Source organism: Anaerocolumna jejuensis DSM 15929 (assembly GCF_900142215.1).
In the GTDB taxonomy this organism is placed as follows: Bacteria; Bacillota; Clostridia; order Lachnospirales; family Lachnospiraceae; genus Anaerocolumna; species Anaerocolumna jejuensis.
This window is the reverse complement of sequence record NZ_FRAC01000053.1, coordinates 1-18146: the sequence shown is the minus strand read 5'-3', so window position 1 is coordinate 18146 and position 18146 is coordinate 1. Positions and strand designations below refer to the sequence as shown.

The window sequence follows — 18146 nt, the reverse complement described above, 5'->3', positions numbered from 1 at the left end:
GTTTATTGCCAATCCCCAGATGATTTTGGCTTACCTTTCGTAATTTTCTATTGAGGAGTTCCCTAATGACACTTAAATGGCGGCAGCTGTTCCTAGGTAAAATTATACCACTGTCTGAGCTCACAGCTTTGCACTGTTACAGCCTTCCAGCGAGTTTGGTATAATTTCACCTGCCAGGAACAGCTGCCGGCATTTTAGTGGAATTCGGAACCCCGAACGAGAAAATCACGAAAGGTAAGCCAAAATCATCGTCCGTTCCCAATCCCCCCTTACTTATATCGTGGTATTATATTCTATTGACAAATATCCTGCCACCAGCTATAATATGAATGAAATTAAATATATTCATTCATATTGTAATAACAAACATGGAGGCACACCCGTGGAAGATAAAAAAACTCTGATTTACGATTGTGCAAAGGAATTATTCAGTGAAAAGGGCTTTAAGGATACCAACATTTCAGAGATTACCAAAAAAGCCGGGATGGCCGTCGGAACCTTCTATAACTATTACCCTTCCAAAGAAAAACTTTTTATGGATATCTTTCTGGAGGAAAATACGAAGCTGAAACGAGGTTGCTTTGAGTCCCTTGACCTGAACCAAAGTCCCCTGGTTATAGTGGGGCAAATGTTAAAGCTCAACGTAGAGGGAACCAAAGCAAACCCTATTCTAAGAGAATGGTATAACAAAAGTGTTTTTGAAAAGTTAGAACAAATTTATCGTGAAGAAAATGGCATTGACACAGTGGATTTCCTGTATGACGATTTCCTTGAGCTGGTGAAGCTTTGGCAGAAGCAGGGGAAAATGAGAAAAGACATTGACAGCAAAATGATTATGAGGATTTTTGCAGCAATCATAAATGTTGATACCCACAAGGAAGAAATCGGGCTTGAATATTTTCCTGAGCTTTTACATCAAATGACGGAGCTTATTATGAAAAGCTTGATGGATTGCTCCGAATAACAAAAACGGAGCAATATTTTTTACCTTCAAAATGAACGAACACATTTTTATTCATTCACTAATCAAATTAAGGAGGATTTCGATGGATAACCAACAGAATTACAGACCAGTTAAGCCCAAAGGCATTCGCATTCAAGTCACCGAAAATGGCGCTTTGACCACGAATGTGCTCATTCCGTATTTCGCCGTTAAGATGGGTCTGCACTTCGGACAGATGGCCGGCAATTCAAGAAAGAAAGGAAAAGCTGCGGATGAACTGGAACTGCTCAAAGATATTGACATAGAGGCTGTTTTAGATTTACTGAACAAGGGAGAGTTATCACTCCCCTGCCTGCTGGCAGAGGTTAACGAGCCGGATAAAAATGAGCATGTGACAATCACGCTGGAATGAAGCGGCCCAGGTATAACGGTATCATTATATAAAGATTGGGAGGTATGTGAATGAGAACTTCTAAAACTGGCAAAAAAAAGGGCAAAATCGGTATTGTTGTGTTGATTATTTTAGGAGTAATCCTGTTGGCTGCGGGAATTCCGTTTTTTGCAGATGCTCCGGGACGCCAGGAGCTTAAAAAGCTTACCATTGGAAGCGTTGACTTTACAAAACTGCAGGACGGAACCTATGTCGGGGAATATAAGGGAACCAAAGGAAAAGCCAGAAATGCAGCCGTTAAAGTCACCATATCCGACGGTAAAATTGCAGCAATAAAAATACTCAAAGGTGCACTGGACAGTCATGGAAAACCTGCAGAACTCACAGGCGGCATGACAATAGAGGATTTATTTAAAAGAGTGATTGAATCGGATTCCTTACAGGTGGATGCAATCAGCGGAGCGACCCTTACCTCCAAAGCCCACCTAAAAGCACTGGAAAATGCACTAAAACAGTCACAGAAAGAATAATCAGGAGGTTTCACATGAATATTGCAATTATTTCTTACTCTTTTACAGGAAACAACGATATATTTGCTGAATGTGTGTCTAGGGACTTACCGGCAAAACATATTAAAATATCAGGACAAAAGCCCATAACAATGGGCTCCATTATCACAGATATGCTCTTTGGCCGGACACCAAAAGTCCATCCTGCCCCGGAGACGCTTCGAGAATATGACCTTATCCTCTTTTTCGGCCCTGTCTGGATGGGGCATGCAGCTTCTCCCCTTCGGGCATATCTTAATTATCTGAAAAAAAGCCAGAAGCCTTACGGCTTTCTATCCATCAGCGGAGGAGCCGATGGCGGTAATCCCAAGCTGTCACAGGAGCTTATGAAAAGAACGGGAGCAAAGCCAGTTATTATGCTGGACCAGCATATAAAAGATTTACTTTCCTCGAATCCGAATCCCGGACGCAAGGATACCTCCGCATACAAAATCAGTGAAATAGAGGCAAAGAGCCTTTCTGACACAGCAATAAAAGAGATAAACAAGTTTTCCATGGTTGATTAAGTTTACTTTTAGCATGAATGGCCTTCCAAGGACACTTTTCAGTAAGATAATAATCTGAAAAGTGTCCTTTAAAAAAGTGTTAGTATTTATGACAAGCTTCTATATTTTCTATAGTAGAAGTAACTATCACTTTCCATGTTCTGTTGTTTATGTCTGATAGGTATTCGTTTCTCAAATAATTCAAAACCACATTTCTCGGCAAGATGGCAAGAAGGTGTATTTGCGCAATCAATAGTCAGTATAAGATACTTTATATCTGACATACGAAAACACCAATTGACTAAAGCATTTACTGCTTCTTCCGTGTATCCCTTTCTCTGATAATTCTCTGACATCAAGTATGCAACTTCAACCTCATTTAATGTATCTTCCAACCCCATGCCAACCATTCCTATCATCTCATCCGTATCAGGTAATGCGATTACATATCTTTTGTTTTCATAAATATCTGTTGAATCTTTTTTATTTTGGTGCCAATCAATATATCCAAAATAGGCTTGTGGTGAAGCACCAATTTCTGCCCCATCAGGCATAAAGCGAAGAACATTCTTTTCTCTGACAGTCCTATAAAGTTTTTCTGCGTCTTTTCTCTCAAAATCTCGAATTATTACATGATTTGTTTCTATTCTCATGACACTTTTCTCTCCCTACATATATAAATAATCATTGTCTTAAATGATAAAATTCTCAATCCTAGCACCATAATATCAGCAAAGCAGCCTCATAAATTTTTCTGAACTAAAGATGTGCTATTTTAATACAGTTGGTTGTTTACTACAAGAATGTACCAAATTGTAGTATTTTTATATATCCAGATTGTAGTATCTATTTATATTAATTATTTATTTAATAAAGCATATCAATTTTCAATGTTGATTAAAACTTAGCTTAAATTAAAAGCATAATTAATTCACTCTTCAAATATTTTAATTAAAATTAACTTATTAGCATAATTAGCATAACAATAAGATAAAATATACCAGGAAATAATGTTGCCGGAAAGCCTTTATACCAGGCTTTATTTTTTATAATTGAAATCAATATGATATTTGCCAATTGGCCTGCAAGAAGCACCAGAAATATTTTTCCCAATACATTTACTCCAAAAATATGTAAAGAAAATAGTACTATTGCACTGTAAAAATACAAATCTCCAACCCCAATGACTGGTTGAAGTCCTGGTTTCCCTGCTACAGGTAAGCATATGCATAAACGAGCCAGGGCATTGTTATTATTCATTAATCTGGCATTCGGTGTTTTTTTTCCTCTTTTTGTGAAACTGAACACATCCATTACTACTATTATTGAAATCATAGCAACAAAGCTATCCATGGATTTTATTACTAATGTAATAATCAGGTACGCTAAGGATGCGGCACCTATACTATTTAGGACATTAAGCAAATATAATAATTTTTTACTGAGTGGCCTCGTCCAAAGTATGATAATACCGGCAATGTCTATCAAAAATACTATTATAATAACCGGCAAAGTGATTCTGTTCAGCAAGGCAGCAAGGATACAGATTATAGCGGTCATCCCAAGTATATAACCATATTCCCATGATAATTTTTTCTTTTCCATTCCAGTCATTTTCCTACCTTTGAATTTATTTACTACTGCAAATCCGTATTTGATTCTTCTAATGAAAGGTTAACAGGCTTTTCCGGCAATTCACTGCTCAGATCCACATCTGTTGTTTCAACGTTCTTATCAACAATTTCAAAATTAACATGATCCATCCAGACTGTTCCTGTTCCATTTAGAAGAACACCAATATTAATAATATTGCCGCTCTCAGGTATATCTAACACGACCGAATAGTAATTCCAATCATTGGTTCCTTTAATTGGACGATTCTGCATATTATCAAATTTAACTATATTTGCTGTAGTACTATTAATCCTCATCCAAAGTCCACACCATTTCTCCACATTCAGGGTTTTAATAAATGCAGAAAAACGAATTCTTTTTCCAATATAATCCCTGGCCTTAAACTGCTGCATTACAGTCATATAATCCTCATCATCAATATTATCACTCTCACCTTTTATACGTACAGACCTGGTTCCTTTATAAAAAATATCCCGGTCAAAATCTACACTATATTCACTTGGTACGGTTCCAGTAATAATCCACCCTGGAATTAAATTGTTTTTTCCCATATCTGGTACCTCCTTAATATGAATCAAGTTACTCATTGCTTTACGATATCTGCCCGGCGGAAGGTTATACTCTTTTTTAAATGCCCTTGTAAAAGCTTCCTGGGATTCAAACCGATATGTGAGTGCAATATCAAGTATATTCTGCTGGGTAAATAATAATAATTTTGCAGCCTGAGCCATTCTGCGGTTTTGAATATGCTCAGACAGCCTGCTGCCGGTCTCATGTTTAAATATCCTAAGAAAATGATATTTAGAAAATCCCGCTATATCAGCCAGTTCATCCAAAGAGAGCTTATTGCTGAGATTTGCATCAATGTATGAAATTGTTTTTTGTATACTTTGAGAATAATTCATATCGGCTGCTCCTTTGAAAGATAGCTTGATTATAACATACTGTAAATTATTTTTTTGATTCAAATTGCGGTTTTAATTCCTCAAAATTAATTCCGCACCAAAGGCGAAGAATTTAAATTCAGAAATTTGCTTACACATTCAGCAGATTAATTCCTGTTCCAGCTGATAAAGGTAATTAGAGTAATAGAAGTAGCTTGAATACTTCATTTCATAGATGTTCTGGTATTAACCCTAAAAAAGATGCTATTTTTATTTAGAAAACAGAATTAATTAATCTCAAAAATCCACAACATAATAACATTTTTAAGCAAAAAAAGGTCTTGGAATATTGATATTCCAAGACTTTATCCATTAATTACATACATTACATTTATACTCACATTTGCATAAGAGATTATAATATATTACCTTAAAGAAGAATATAGATCAAAACACTGGAAGCGGCTTGAAAGCTGGCGTTAATATTGTGTCATTTATGTACATATTACTCATTGCTAATAATTGCTAGGAAGGCCAGTCTTGAAACCATGCATCATCTACAAATTCGTTCCAGCAATATGTTACTTTTGTTACCTTGAATTTCAGTTTACAAAAAACAGATTCATCCCAAGCTTCTCCATAAACTTCAACAATATCAGTATTACTATCATAAGAGAAATCCAAAACCTCTAAGTCAAGCTTGCTGAAAGATGATACTTCTATTTTTTTCTCATTATTGTCTGATAAAAACTTTGATCCTTCAATATATGTAGCTTCATACAGTATAACAGCCGATTTGCCTGTAAGTTTATGTCTTCCTGTATTATTATAGATATTATTCACTGTAACATCAAAGCCGTCTTCAAATAATAGAGCAATATCTCTTCCAACTTGTATTTCAGACACTAAATGGTCATGCAATGAAATGTTACTATCTTCTGTTATCACTTTATAATTCATTTCTGCTCTCCTTTTTCTAAACGAAAGCTCCCTCTGTAAGATACAAACATTATCTGCCAGTATGTATTATTTTGCTATAAATAATTTTCTACATACTCTTTTTCAATAAAACTCATAACCTCTATTAGATTTTCAAACTCTAAAAATGTCGGATATCTTACCTCCCCATCTTTGCAGTATGTCAAATGAATAATTACATACCTTTCATTTTCCATAACAAACATCACATCATCGTTTGATTCACTCTTTGCCACAGAATTCATGGTTTTCCCATATAATAGATGTCCAGGCTTGATTTCTTTTTTAGCCTCTTCCACAAAATACTGATTGGAAAATCCTATTAACGACCAATTAAAGTTTTCTCCATATTTTTCACATAAATTACTGAATGCCTCTTCGAACGTCATATCAAACCCACTCAACAGCTTCTTTACCTGTTCACTCAGATATTGAAACTCAGTACTGGGAAAATCCATCCAATTTTCTTCGTATGTTTCCTTATACTGATTCATGGAATATTCTTCAAAGCTCCTAACTACAGTCCTTGCAAATGCCAAAAATGAAAATCCGCTTTCCACAAAAATTTCTTTGTCAATTGGCATTATTTCCTTAATTTTATCTTTCGACAATACTCCACGAAGTCCAGCTTCTGTCCACAGATCATCATCAAATTCTGAATACAAGATTGATATACTATAGTCAGAATCATTTTTCTCTATACATACCATATATGTCCCTGGTTCTTCATCAAATACCACATAGCTTGTATTAACCTTATTATCTAAAATGTCCGAAATCATTTGGAGAAAATATTTGGGTGAATCGTTTCCCCATGCATCAGACGCAGAAATCTCCACCCTTTTATTATTTGAGATGAACTCTGCATCAAACCAGCCTGCACAAATTTTCTTAATCTCAAAATTCAGGAAACTCATGTTTGCTCTCCCCCATTATTTTAACTGAATCTGGAAACAAAAAAACTATTTCAAAACCCTCATTATAATCTTCAGTTACACTTATTGTAACCATTAAATGATCTGCTATTTGCTTCGCCAGATACAATCCCATGCCCGTAGAATTCTTTTTTTGTTCACCTATCTCACCTGTAAAACCTTTTTCAAAAATAAATGGTAAGTCATATGCTTTTACTCCTATTCCATTATCTCGTATTAAAAGCTTGGTTTGATTATTAGCTTTATCAAGTTTGATAGATAGCTGAATAAATGAACCAACTTCTTCTTTCTGATATTTAATTGCATTACTGATTACTTGAGTAATTAAAAATTGTACTCCTTTTCTATCAGAAAAGACCTTCAAATTTTCATAATCAGTAATCACATTTATATTTTTCTCCTGCAATAAAACCTTGTATTCGTCTATCACCTCATAACATACATCTTTCAATGACAGCTCCGTAAAAAAATAATCACTCCGCGCTGATTTTAACCTTGCATAATACAACATTCTTTCTATATCTTCTTGCATTTTTGTTCTTGAATACTCTAACCGATTGTAAGCAGCAGCAGAAATTTCATCTCTTCGATTGTCCATTACAAATGTCATAAGTGCTAATGGTGTCTTTATCTCATGTGCCCATGATTCAATGTATTCCTCATATTCCTTCCTATTTTCTTCTTGTTTTAAAATACTTTCATTTTTTTCACGCAGCACTCTACCCATTTCGTTTATGAACTCCTGGTCAAATCCTGTAAATAATTTTAGTACTCTTTCCTGTTGAAACAAAGAAGGCTCCTCTAAAAATTCGATTAAAACTTTTCTCCTTCTTTGATCTGTTCTAAATACTATAAACCCAATTACGCAATATAGAAGGAAGGACCCTAAAAGCATTGCCGAAAAAATATATTTAAAATTTTTTTCATCTAACAACCATAGCATTGTCCCAAATAGGATATTCAGCAAAATAATCGAACATATCCATATACCATATTTTTCAAACATGTGTATCAATGTTTTAAACATATCTCATTTCCTCTATTGCTTCAAATTGATACCCCTCACCTCGAATTGTTGTAATTTTAAAGGCAATTTCTAATTGACTTATTGTTTTACGCAGTCTTGTCATATTCACCTGAAGAGCATTCTCATCAATGTACTCTGTTGTTCCCCATAATGCTTCAATCAGCATTTTACTTGTAACAATTTCTCCATAATGGGATAATAGCTGCCCCATTATTTTTCCTTGATTTTCTGGTAAAACCAAAGAATTATCCTTGCTATAAAGCGTGTACGTCTGAACATCCAAACGTAATCCTTTTACTTCAATGAAATGTCTCCTATCTTCTGAACGCTTAAGTAAATTGGTAATTCTAATTAATAATCGTTCCTTATGACACGGCTTATTCAAATACTCATCAGCCCCTAATCCCAAGGCATGCAGCTCATCTTTTAATTGATTCCTCCCTGTTAACACAAGTATAGGAACTGTGCTTTTTTGTCTGATTCCTTTACATATTTCAAATCCGGATACTTCTGGCAAATTCAAATCTAATAACACTAAATCCGGTGATTGCCTGAGAACCTCTTCTGCTGCATGAACGAAGTCGACAACACATGATACTTGATACTGCTCCTTTTCTAATATTGCAACAATTTCATCACGCATATAACAGTCATCCTCTACAATCACAATTTTAATCACACCAAACCTCCTAACTGTCCTCTCTTTTGATTTCAATTATTGTCTTTATGTTATTATCACTAATTCTTTTTACCGATATCATATAACAAAATTCTACCACACCCAAAAACAAAATCATAGCACATGATATTATCATTAACAAATTTACTTCACTACGCATAGATGTTGTAGCAACACCTGTAAATAATGATCTGGTGCCAAAGAGTGCACTGACCGATGCGGCAATAATTGGAATCGAAAAGTACCAGGTAATTTGCTGCCTTGCACTCATACATAATTTTTGATAATCTGCACCAAGACTAATTAAGGTCTGATACCGTTTTTTTGCTTTTTGCTGCTGCATTAAAAACTGAACTCCCATTACAGTATTCGATACTATGAGAAAAATAATTGCCAGATAGATAGTCGTATAACTGGCTGCTACCGTATAAAACAAGCTTCTGCCCATATTCTGCAAGTAGCTCTCATATTCCAGGCCAGTTGTATCCAAAATAGTATTTACCTTTAAAATAGCTTGCATTAAACCATTATTTTTCAAATAAGCTTTCTTTAATGCTGCATTCCAGTAAGAACTACCAGCCTTGTCTGATACCAAACTGGCATATAAGTCATCCGGAACAATAAGTCCATAACTAATTGTAATACTTCTGTCCGTAACTATACTGTCTTGATAAAGTCCATCTATAAGCTCATATTGTTCATTGTTTATCTCAATATACGGCCTTTCTTCAAGAACACCTCTTAAAATATTGGCTGTATTTCCATATGAGAATTCTGAATCGTTATAGAGTGCAGCTTGATTTTTATTTAACTCTATTTCTGATTTACCAGCTATTTTTAATAACTGATTATAGCTGGATAATGAAATTAAATATGGATGATCAAAATACTGAAGATTATTTAATAGAATATCTTTATCCTCTGCAGCTTTGTACTCTTTCACGGCATTCATTAAGCTTTGTGCCGAAAAGCTAAATTCTTCATTTAAAAGTCCAATTTTCATTTCAAACAACTTATCAATATACTTATCCAGTTCTTTTTTTTGGAGCTCTGACTTTATTGTCTGCCCATTTCCTTCAAAAGTATAATCAAGTACATGCCGTTCAGAGTAATTAAATACTCTCCCAACAGCTACCCCATAAGAAAACAGGCATAATGCCATCATAATCAGCAAGGATGAGATAGCTAACATATTGGGTTTGTGAAAAACCGATTCCTGCAGCTGTCGAAATGTAAAAATCCTTAAGCCATTCTTATTTTTATGTTGAGTTAAAACAATTTGAAACAAAATCCCAATTCCATGAAATAAAAGAAACATCCCACAAAGTCCAATAATAACAGTAGTACCCATGAAAAGGGTATTCTCCCATGCATTTCCTTTGATTGCATTGCTATATGCAATTACCAGAAGAACTATTCCTGATAATAGCTGTATTAGAATTATACTATTATTTGTTTTCTTATGCTTTTTTTCCTGTGTTTCAGTCAACAATATGTTTATTTGCTTTTTTGAAAACTGCGCACAGAGAATCATCAATGCAAATAATCGGATGATAAAGTAACCTATGATTGTTCCAATTATAGCTGTCAATGATAAAGAAAAACGATGGCCGATAATTCCCAATCCGACTATCTTTGCTATTACCAGGCTGATTACTTCAGATAGAAAAACCGCTATGGGTATTCCAATTAATAGTGAAAATATGCTATTCCACACTTCTTCAACCAGCAACAGGAATAACAGCTTTCTACGTCTCATTCCCAGCATTATGTACATGCCCAATTCATGACTCCGCCTGTCTAATTGATATTTCCCTGCAAAATATACAAGAAAAAAAAGTATAAACAGAGAAAATCCATAGATTACAGGTATGAGTAAGAACAATTTATCAATTGCATCACTTTCGATCTTTTTTAGAAATACTATTACATCCTGATTTTGCAATGATAAAATTATATAAAACGCTATAATTGATATTATTAAAGAAGAAAAGAATAGGCCATTTTCTTTTCTATTTCGTTTACTGTTTTTTCGAACTAAGTCAAAGAACATTAGCGCTTCCTCCTCCCAATTGTGCCATTACCTGAAGTATTCTTTCATAATAATCCTGCCTTAATTCCTCAGGATACTTTCTTCTCATTTCATGAAATATTTTACCATCCTGAATAAATAAAATACGATTACGATAACTGGCGGCATTGGCATCATGAGTCACCATTAAAATTGTAGTTTCCTGCTCATCGTTTAAATCTGATAGTTTCTGCATTAATGATTTTGCATTTTTAGAGTCCAAAGCTCCTGTTGGTTCATCTGCAAGGACTATTTCAGGATTTAAGACCAATGCTCTTACAGCAGCCACTCGCTGTTTCTGTCCCCCTGACATTTCATTTGGAAATTTATCCAGAACATCTTCAATTTCCATATAATTTGCTAACTCTTTTACTTGATTTTCTCTATTACTGTCTAATTTATTGTGAATAGCAATTGGCAGTATTATATTTTCTCTCGCTGTCAGATTTTCAAGTAACTCAAAATTTTGAAACAAATATCCGATTCTATTTCCCCTATACTCTGCCAGCTTATTTCCTTTATATTTTTCTATATTCTCATCATTTAACAGGATGCTGCCTGATGTTGGCTGTGTAGTTGTTGCAATACAGTTAAGCAATGTCGTTTTTCCCGAACCGCTGCTTCCCATGATACCTAAAAATTCACCTTTAATTACTTGAAAATTAATGCCATCTAAAGCCTTGGTCATGGAGTTCTTTTTTCCATAATATTTCTTGAGCTCCTTAACTTCAAATATCCTCTGATTCATTGCATTAGCCCCACTTTCTCAATTTAAATTATACTATATAAACAAACTTAAATTTTACATTGAAATTTGTTATATGCATTTATTATACAAAATTAAATATCCGTATAACACTTACAGTTATTGAAAGGTTTCTTTGCCTTTATTTCCGGTTAAATACGTTCTACCGGGTACTCTGCATTTGAAATCATATCTGCATATGACTTCAATCGGTAATTATACCCTTCATTCTTAAAGTCTGCGAATATAGGAGTAACTTCGACCTATCTAAGATGAAGATACCAGAAGAAGAAAAAGTACATACTCTTTATAAAGTTATTCGTTTCAATTTGAATGATAATTGCAAAAAAATTCCTTTTCTTACAATTATCTTAATACTAGCAGATGATAAATACTCATGGTATTCATGATTACCCGAACTTCATCAGTTAGTTATACCAACATTGCTGACAATTCTTTTCGTTCGTTACACGAAAGCACTAGTTTCAGCCTGCTTAACCGAATGTTTATAATAAGGGGGATTTGACGGTTTTATTGGAACTGTGGTTAACCCAAAAAACAGCTCCCTAGACCAATTCTCTGATTATAAAAAAATAAGTGTAAATGTTTAAGCACTAATGGTAGGCTTTAACATTTACACTTTTATAGTAATGACTATATGTATTAAATCATAATTTATTTTTATCATTTTACAATTTGGTAATTTTATTTACAACATATGTCTGTGCAATATAATCATGTAGCGCTTGCTTTTTATTTGTAAATCCTGCAATTATAAAGCCAATACCCAAAATACTGGAAAAAATATGACTCCAATATCGCACATTTGCCCTTGCAAATGATATCCTGGAAAAATCCATATTTACAACGATTATACCCATTTGTATTTTTCCTACTGTTGCCTGGTATCTAGATGACTCAAATAATGTACAATACAGCCAAGGAATTGATAAAATAATAGGCACACCTAATACCCCTAACACCATCTCTTTAGTTTTTTGGTCGAGTCCTGTGAAATCTAAAAGCAATTCAAATAACGCCCAACTTAAGATAAAAATTATAAATACAATACTGATAACTACTGCGTCAAGTAAATATGCAACAAAACGCTTCCAAAATCCTGCATACATAACCCTTCTCCTCAAATTAAAATTATATAATGGCATTGCTCCATCATCAACAATCATTATTTACTATAATATACCATTTTCTACCAAGTTTCAATATTAATTGTCTTGAATATATATTATTCCATTTGTAACCCAAGGACAGGGGTAGCCTTATTACATTACCATAAGCATAATTCCAAGCATAAAAAGCCTTGAAACGTAGAAATTTTCAAGGCTTTCATTAAATTTCTTATTATCTTTTTAATAATTTTCAACACCTGTTTTCAAGTACATTTGTTCCTTGTATGCCCTACCTATATTATCATCAGTTGCTTCATGTTTATAAATGTTCAGAAATACTTATTATTGAAACATAATTATGCCACATCTAATCTTTTCCTCAATGCTGAAACAAATTCTTGAAAGCTTGGAGAAATATTTCTATCCAACACAATATATTTTCCAACTTCTCTTGCCCATTCTGACTTACACTTTCCAACTTCACGGTATGTCGGATTATCCTTTTTAAACTGTTTTAGTCCTCCTTTATACAAAGCGTTTGCAAGAACTTCCCATGTTCCACAAATTTCATCTTGATTGTAATCTTTTAAAAAAGCAAGACGGATATCCGGATATGCTTTTTGTAATGCTTCTCTATCGCCAAGTAACCACGCTTCCATCTCCTCGATTGCTATACAAAAAACATAATCCGTGGTAATCATTGAAAGTTGAGCTTGGCTTTGTAGCTGAAGGCGAAATTCATTAGTATCTCTTTTGTCATTATCAAGTACAACAACAATAGCTGCTGGTATCCCTTTTAAACTCTTATCAAAGCCACGTAAAAACATTAATAAATCATCTAAAAGTTTATCCGTCTTTACTTTATTTACATTTCCCGAGATTTTTAATCCGCCTATCCCTTTAAACGCCTTACAATCATATGTTATATAATCATACTCAATCATAAGCTTTTCTATCACATGCCTAATGAATATTTCACCTGAAATGTCTTCTATTAAAAATTGAAAATGCACTATTACCTCTCCCTTATCCAAAGTATTTACTATACCACAAATCCCCTACAGGTACCCCTTCTTCTGTAAGATCTTTCACGAACTGATAATCTGATGCACGCTGCGCAACAGAAAATCCACTTTGTTCCTTTTTCAATACCCAGACATCGTCGGGAGGTAACGAGTTAACAAAGAATGGACTATGTGTAGTAACAAATAACTGTTTACTATATCCAGTTCCAACATTTTTCCTCATTTCTTCAGCTAAATCCGCCAGATAATGGTGATACAAACCATTTTCAGGTTCTTCAATAAATACTAACTGACGAGGATTTTTTTCATGTAACAATAGATAATAAGCAAATAATTTTAAAGTTCCATCCGACATTTTTTGAGAAAAAAAGGGATCATTAAAGCCTCTTTCCCAAAACTGTAAAACCATTTGTCCGTTAGGCATTTTTAAAGGTTGTATTTTTTCTATTCCTGGCAACTTCTCCTGGATATTTAATAAAATTTTTAAAAAATCCGACCTGTTTTCTCTATACATATATTGTGCAACATTATTTAAATTGCTCCCAATTCGGTCTAAATAAGGTTGTGGTGCAGCGGTTTGTAATCTTCTTGCAGCATCTGGTGTAAAATAGCATAAATACCAACTTTTTAAAAAATTTAAAAATTTTTCAATCCGTGAATATTGTTTCATGGCGCCTAATGTTGCGATGCCCAATTTCCTACTATCAGCTAAAGTAACTGCAACCTTATTACCTTCAATAGCACCAGTATCATCATCTTGTCCACCTTGACTTCCTTCAAAGGCAAAACCGACTCCATTTTGCAAATGAAGAAAAGATTTAGGCCAACCTCTATTTTCTACTCTGTACCGTAATCTCTCCTCTTTAACAAATGGACGACTGAACTTATCCAAAGCTATAGTTAATTCATATGTTATTGGACGAGTATTATTTGCTTCTCTGTAATAAATTTCAAAACTAATAGGTTCTTTTGAATTTTGTGAAAGGAGTTGCTCATACCCGCCACGATTCCCTGCATCACAAGCTGATTCTACACCCATTTCTAAACAATCCGCTATAAATCCAAAAGCGTCTGCAATGGTACTCTTACCATTACCACTAGGTCCTATGATTGTTACCATATTACCTAAAGGTTTTTCCCTTTGATGTGAAAAAGTTTTTCCTAAGACTATTTCTTTCAACGAACCATAATTTTTAATTGCAATACCTTCAATTTTGCCCAATACAATCACCTCTTTATCTATCTGAATTTCTTTTTAATAATGTAATATATTATAATACATATTACATTATTTGAACAGAACATTTCATTGATTTACATATAAATACAAAATCAACCTCGCTACATATAATATCAATATGCTTGTAGTTAAAAAAACCTCGAAACAATAATGTTTTCGAGGTTTTGGTATTTTGGGGCAATATGCTTTTTCCTATCTCTTTGTGAACTTTTAGCCATGATTTTAAAGACTTTCTATCGTTTTTGTTCTCTACTTATACTCCACTCATACTATCTGTTATTTTCTGTATTATTTAAAAACTCCAGAGCAAACTTCTGATTATTTGAAAATATTTTTGTTATTCAATTATATTCAAAATTATATCACTCAGACTTTATCAACTGTTGAATCTGCTCCGCACTGACTTGCTGGGTACTGTTCATAAAGTGTAGTAACCTCTGTGTTGCTGTTGTGCCTTTGGAATCCCCAGCATTCTTCTGAATATTTAAAACATTTTGTAATGCTTTTAACCAATTATCCGTACATTTCAAAAACGCAGCTTGCAAATTGTCATTCGTACTTACAAATCCATTATGTTCAGCCATATCCATATCTGCCATTAACTGATACATATCGACATCTTCACCTTTGTATTCCTGATAAGAATAATAGCCAAGCATCTCTGCCTTTGTTGCTGTTGCCGGATTAATAGAGTTCAAGTCAAGCTTGTAATAGTTTTCTTCCGCACCAGCTTTTGTTCTCATATACATAGTTGGATTATCCTCATCACTAGTTAAATCATAAAAATACTCAACCGTATCATAACCTGTTAATCCTGAATTATAAGTAATAAAAGCTGGCTTAACAGTATCTTCATTTGACCATTCACTGACCTGTGTCAGACCTTGTGTAATAGTTCCAGAATTGTTCAAGTTGTTATCATGATTTGCTGGTATCGACTTACAATTACAACCCATCTGTTCATAAATTTCATTACTGTTCGAATAAGGTACCGTCGTATTTGACGCTCTTACTCCCGTATCCTCGTTTTTAACTTCTCGGTCAAATGAAGCTGTTTTACACCCTATAGCTGTTTTTTTTGATGCATAATACAAATTATGCATTGCCGTATTGCTTCGTACCGCTGCATTGATAGCTACTGCCATAATTGTATCCTCCTAAAAATTGATTATTATGGTTCCTCTATCAGTCAGAACCATTCCGCTTTCTCACTAGGAGTCCAAGCGAAATAAAAAAAGCATTTTATTCATAGGTTAAACCCTTTGAATAAAACGCCATCCATAGCATCTATTATATCGTCATCATTAATATAATACTTAATGTCAATTTATAAAAAAATCCTTAATTCACCATTTGTAACAGTATTAATATTATCTTATTTATATCAATTTGCTATAAAGTGCTTCATGAATTTTCAACAAACTTTTGCTTATAAAGAATGTATTCCATATAAAAAGTTCTTCGGTATTCATCTTATAATTAATTAAAATTTCAGCATTCATTTTAAACTCCAATCTAAACCTCTAATAAGGCCTTAAGACTTATTTTGTCCTAATTTAATCCAGTTCCACCATAATGAATGATACTCCCTTTCCTCAATCTTATATTGTGTCTGGCAGTTGAGACATATAGCCAAATAATAATCAATATAATTGCTGTTATTCATATAGACAGTATCTGTAATTGTTATGAATCCATCTTCTTCTAGATGTCTGGGGTTAGAATCCTCTCCAAGAAGGCTGCAGGAACACCCCACACCATTCGAATGCCATTCTATCACTTCAAATGCCTTTTTTTAAAATCTACTATTGGGATGGATTAATCCTCCTAATTCAATATTATTTGTTTTAGATTTCATTTGAGTTAAATATGGCACAAGCTCCATTATCCTTTCATGATTCTGTCCTAATGAAATAATCCCACAACTTGCACTCCATATTCTTTGCGCATCTTCCGATAACATATCCTCAATCAATTCTTTTGTTGATTTTCTCGTCTGACTCATTCTTCCGTTCCTTTTCTGTCAATTATCTGGTCAATTTCATTCATAGCGTTTCCATGTACTCGATTGATTTTGTAAGGATCATTCTATTTATTATCTGGCATATAGTCTACTAATGCAACAAGTAATTTTGCCGTGCACTGTTGTACATATACTGTTTTTATAGAACTTACTTTCACCTCTATAGAAATAATTCTCATATGTTCCATCTGACATAATGTCAATAAATTCAGAGGGTTCATATATATCAATAGTTTTTACAGGATGATCTATTTTTCAAACATAAAAATACTCCTTCGATATTTTTTCCATTATATACCTTAATTCAATATATAACAATAAAAAAGCCACCCTACATTCCGTAAGATGCCTTTCATCACTTCTCCAACCGTTGTCACCCCAATACCTGGGCTTCTTCCTTGGCCTGTCTGCTCTCTTAATAGCTGCGTAAGCTGCAGGTTCTATGTAATGTTCGTGATTTTGCATTTTATCTCCTTTCATGGGTTCGACATGGTATCGAGGGTTTTACGCAATTATGCGGAATATCTTTCTCTGCTATTATAGTCAGCCTGGCAGGCATAGTGGTACTTCTTAACTACTGTAAATATCATGCCTTTATTCTGTATGTTGAGCTGCTCCATATTACCGGCCGGATCCGTTCCCTGCTTTATGAGCTGCACTAATTCTTCATTACTCATGTCAACTCCCCCTTTTTTTTGGTACAAAAAAACTACCAACGAATGTTAATAGTTGGTAGCTAATAATAAATAGTCATTCATTAACTGCTTCTAATTTGAATACAACCGGGCGTATGCCATCAGTACAACAAAGAATTTGTGACCCGTCCTGATTATTCCACGGCGCATATGTAGCACCAGCAGAAAGGGCATTTACCCCTCGATAAATATCAATCCAAGCCCAAGGACATAATCCCTTTGGCATTTCGGCACTACCTTCATAAATAAATTCATCACCAACATTCATAAGTGGACAAGGCCCAACTTCTTTACCTTCAGTCAGATAGCTATCAGCAAACTCTGGATAGAATTCTTTTCGTATAACTACTATTTTCACATTTTTCATTATAATCTCCATTCCGCGCGCCTTCAGGCGCGGCACAAATAGTAATGAAAGATTTTCAAAACCTCCACACCATGAGATAATAGCTTCAAGAAGCTACACTACAAAGCACGGGAGGAGGAGTTGTAAATTCTTTCTCGTTTTAGACAGCATTATAATCAGTGTAAGTCCTGCCTTTTCAAGCACAAATAAGTGGTACTACGAGTCCGTACACTAAGAATTGTTTTAACGCCTTGGTTAAATTGTGTGGCAGTTCAGTCAATGGCTTCTTATCTTACTAGGGAAAGGAGTTCGACCATGAAAGTTACTTATCAAACCTGTTGTGGT

Annotated in this window: 21 protein-coding genes; 4 read left to right on the top strand and 17 right to left on the bottom strand. The window is 34.2% G+C overall.

All coding sequences use genetic code 11. The annotated features are described in order from the left end of the window. Positions 1 to 382: 382 nt before the first annotated feature. The 4 genes from BUB77_RS28465 (at position 383) to BUB77_RS28450 (ending at position 2409) form a co-directional block, all read left to right on the top strand. Entirely contained in the window at positions 383 to 964 is a 582-nt protein-coding gene (locus BUB77_RS28465) for a TetR/AcrR family transcriptional regulator (protein ID WP_073280549.1), read from the top strand. An 82-nt stretch (positions 965 to 1046) separates the two neighbouring features. Further along, positions 1047 to 1355, top strand: a complete 309-nt coding sequence (locus tag BUB77_RS28460; protein ID WP_073280548.1) for a hypothetical protein — start codon at positions 1047 to 1049, stop codon at positions 1353 to 1355. 50 nt (positions 1356 to 1405) lie between these two features. Beyond that, on the top strand, positions 1406 to 1864 hold the full coding sequence (locus BUB77_RS28455) for an FMN-binding protein (protein WP_073280547.1): 459 nt from the start codon (positions 1406 to 1408) through the stop codon (positions 1862 to 1864). A gap of 14 nt (positions 1865 to 1878) precedes the next feature. Then, complete coding sequence (locus tag BUB77_RS28450; RefSeq protein WP_073280546.1) at positions 1879 to 2409, top strand: flavodoxin family protein; 531 nt, start codon at positions 1879 to 1881, stop codon at positions 2407 to 2409. A gap of 86 nt (positions 2410 to 2495) precedes the next feature. Here BUB77_RS28450 and BUB77_RS28445 read toward each other — a convergent pair whose 3' ends face one another. The 17 genes from BUB77_RS28445 to BUB77_RS28365 all read right to left on the bottom strand — a co-directional run bounded on the left by BUB77_RS28445 (position 2496) and on the right by BUB77_RS28365 (position 17822). Next, a complete protein-coding gene (locus BUB77_RS28445; RefSeq protein ID WP_073280545.1) occupies positions 2496 to 3041 on the bottom strand; it encodes a GNAT family N-acetyltransferase in 546 nt (181 codons plus the stop codon). Between the two features lie 304 nt (positions 3042 to 3345). Then, complete coding sequence (locus BUB77_RS28440; RefSeq protein ID WP_139241352.1) at positions 3346 to 3993, bottom strand: hypothetical protein; 648 nt, start codon at positions 3991 to 3993, stop codon at positions 3346 to 3348. 32 nt (positions 3994 to 4025) lie between these two features. Then, positions 4026 to 4928 carry a helix-turn-helix domain-containing protein gene (locus BUB77_RS28435; RefSeq protein ID WP_073280543.1) on the bottom strand — a complete coding sequence of 301 codons (903 nt, stop codon included), beginning with the start codon at positions 4926 to 4928 and terminating at the stop codon, positions 4026 to 4028. Positions 4929 to 5432: 504 nt separating this feature from the next. Beyond that, positions 5433 to 5867: a hypothetical protein gene (locus BUB77_RS28430; protein ID WP_073280542.1), complete on the bottom strand. Its 435-nt coding sequence runs from the start codon at positions 5865 to 5867 to the stop codon at positions 5433 to 5435. A gap of 74 nt (positions 5868 to 5941) precedes the next feature. Beyond that, on the bottom strand, positions 5942 to 6802 hold the full coding sequence (locus BUB77_RS29300) for a hypothetical protein (protein ID WP_084124836.1): 861 nt from the start codon (positions 6800 to 6802) through the stop codon (positions 5942 to 5944). After that, positions 6783 to 7847, bottom strand: a complete 1065-nt coding sequence (locus BUB77_RS28420) for a sensor histidine kinase (RefSeq protein WP_073280541.1) — start codon at positions 7845 to 7847, stop codon at positions 6783 to 6785. Before BUB77_RS28420 ends, BUB77_RS29300 begins: the two co-directional genes overlap by 20 nt. Beyond that, positions 7840 to 8526, bottom strand: a complete 687-nt coding sequence (locus tag BUB77_RS28415) for a response regulator transcription factor (protein ID WP_073280540.1) — start codon at positions 8524 to 8526, stop codon at positions 7840 to 7842. Before BUB77_RS28415 ends, BUB77_RS28420 begins: the two co-directional genes overlap by 8 nt. Positions 8527 to 8536: 10 nt before the next feature. Next, entirely contained in the window at positions 8537 to 10579 is a 2043-nt protein-coding gene (locus BUB77_RS28410) for an FtsX-like permease family protein (RefSeq protein ID WP_073280539.1), read from the bottom strand. After that, entirely contained in the window at positions 10569 to 11345 is a 777-nt protein-coding gene (locus BUB77_RS28405) for an ABC transporter ATP-binding protein (RefSeq protein WP_073280538.1), read from the bottom strand. Before BUB77_RS28405 ends, BUB77_RS28410 begins: the two co-directional genes overlap by 11 nt. A gap of 686 nt (positions 11346 to 12031) precedes the next feature. Further along, the gene (locus tag BUB77_RS28400) at positions 12032 to 12472 is read right to left on the bottom strand and encodes an RDD family protein (protein ID WP_170866782.1); all 441 of its coding nucleotides are present in this window, start codon (positions 12470 to 12472) and stop codon (positions 12032 to 12034) included. A gap of 356 nt (positions 12473 to 12828) precedes the next feature. Beyond that, positions 12829 to 13485 (bottom strand): DUF4276 family protein, encoded by a 657-nt coding sequence (locus BUB77_RS28395; protein WP_073280537.1) that lies wholly within the window; start codon positions 13483 to 13485, stop codon positions 12829 to 12831. Between the two features lie 13 nt (positions 13486 to 13498). Next, a complete protein-coding gene (locus BUB77_RS28390; RefSeq protein WP_242962609.1) occupies positions 13499 to 14728 on the bottom strand; it encodes an AAA family ATPase in 1230 nt (409 codons plus the stop codon). A 371-nt stretch (positions 14729 to 15099) separates the two neighbouring features. After that, the gene (locus BUB77_RS28385) at positions 15100 to 15882 is read right to left on the bottom strand and encodes a hypothetical protein (RefSeq protein WP_073280535.1); all 783 of its coding nucleotides are present in this window, start codon (positions 15880 to 15882) and stop codon (positions 15100 to 15102) included. 650 nt (positions 15883 to 16532) lie between these two features. Continuing rightward, the gene (locus tag BUB77_RS28375) at positions 16533 to 16742 is read right to left on the bottom strand and encodes a hypothetical protein (RefSeq protein ID WP_073280533.1); all 210 of its coding nucleotides are present in this window, start codon (positions 16740 to 16742) and stop codon (positions 16533 to 16535) included. 273 nt (positions 16743 to 17015) lie between these two features. Further along, complete coding sequence (locus tag BUB77_RS28370) at positions 17016 to 17225, bottom strand: hypothetical protein (RefSeq protein WP_073280532.1); 210 nt, start codon at positions 17223 to 17225, stop codon at positions 17016 to 17018. A gap of 47 nt (positions 17226 to 17272) precedes the next feature. After that, entirely contained in the window at positions 17273 to 17437 is a 165-nt protein-coding gene (locus BUB77_RS30210) for a hypothetical protein (RefSeq protein WP_170866781.1), read from the bottom strand. 73 nt (positions 17438 to 17510) lie between these two features. After that, positions 17511 to 17822, bottom strand: coding sequence for a TIGR04076 family protein (locus BUB77_RS28365; RefSeq protein WP_073280550.1), 312 nt, complete (start codon positions 17820 to 17822; stop codon positions 17511 to 17513). Positions 17823 to 18146 lie beyond the last annotated feature (324 nt).

What these genes read in the sequence shown, in the direction of transcription:
- BUB77_RS28435 (WP_073280543.1), bottom strand. Translation starts at nt 4,928, where the DNA reads ATGAATTATTCTCAAAGTATACAAAAAACAATTTCATACATTGATGCA.
- BUB77_RS28370 (WP_073280532.1), bottom strand. Translation starts at nt 17,225, where the DNA reads ATGCAAAATCACGAACATTACATAGAACCTGCAGCTTACGCAGCTATT.
- BUB77_RS28455 (WP_073280547.1), top strand. Translation starts at nt 1,406, where the DNA reads ATGAGAACTTCTAAAACTGGCAAAAAAAAGGGCAAAATCGGTATTGTT.
- BUB77_RS28420 (WP_073280541.1), bottom strand. Translation starts at nt 7,847, where the DNA reads ATGTTTAAAACATTGATACACATGTTTGAAAAATATGGTATATGGATA.
- BUB77_RS28405 (WP_073280538.1), bottom strand. Translation starts at nt 11,345, where the DNA reads ATGAATCAGAGGATATTTGAAGTTAAGGAGCTCAAGAAATATTATGGA.
- BUB77_RS28440 (WP_139241352.1), bottom strand. Translation starts at nt 3,993, where the DNA reads ATGGAAAAGAAAAAATTATCATGGGAATATGGTTATATACTTGGGATG.
- BUB77_RS30210 (WP_170866781.1), bottom strand. Translation starts at nt 17,437, where the DNA reads ATGAGTAATGAAGAATTAGTGCAGCTCATAAAGCAGGGAACGGATCCG.
- BUB77_RS29300 (WP_084124836.1), bottom strand. Translation starts at nt 6,802, where the DNA reads ATGAGTTTCCTGAATTTTGAGATTAAGAAAATTTGTGCAGGCTGGTTT.
- BUB77_RS28375 (WP_073280533.1), bottom strand. Translation starts at nt 16,742, where the DNA reads ATGAGTCAGACGAGAAAATCAACAAAAGAATTGATTGAGGATATGTTA.
- BUB77_RS28400 (WP_170866782.1), bottom strand. Translation starts at nt 12,472, where the DNA reads ATGTATGCAGGATTTTGGAAGCGTTTTGTTGCATATTTACTTGACGCA.
- BUB77_RS28445 (WP_073280545.1), bottom strand. Translation starts at nt 3,041, where the DNA reads ATGAGAATAGAAACAAATCATGTAATAATTCGAGATTTTGAGAGAAAA.
- BUB77_RS28460 (WP_073280548.1), top strand. Translation starts at nt 1,047, where the DNA reads ATGGATAACCAACAGAATTACAGACCAGTTAAGCCCAAAGGCATTCGC.
- BUB77_RS28450 (WP_073280546.1), top strand. Translation starts at nt 1,879, where the DNA reads ATGAATATTGCAATTATTTCTTACTCTTTTACAGGAAACAACGATATA.
- BUB77_RS28410 (WP_073280539.1), bottom strand. Translation starts at nt 10,579, where the DNA reads ATGTTCTTTGACTTAGTTCGAAAAAACAGTAAACGAAATAGAAAAGAA.
- BUB77_RS28430 (WP_073280542.1), bottom strand. Translation starts at nt 5,867, where the DNA reads ATGAATTATAAAGTGATAACAGAAGATAGTAACATTTCATTGCATGAC.
- BUB77_RS28365 (WP_073280550.1), bottom strand. Translation starts at nt 17,822, where the DNA reads ATGAAAAATGTGAAAATAGTAGTTATACGAAAAGAATTCTATCCAGAG.
- BUB77_RS28385 (WP_073280535.1), bottom strand. Translation starts at nt 15,882, where the DNA reads ATGGCAGTAGCTATCAATGCAGCGGTACGAAGCAATACGGCAATGCAT.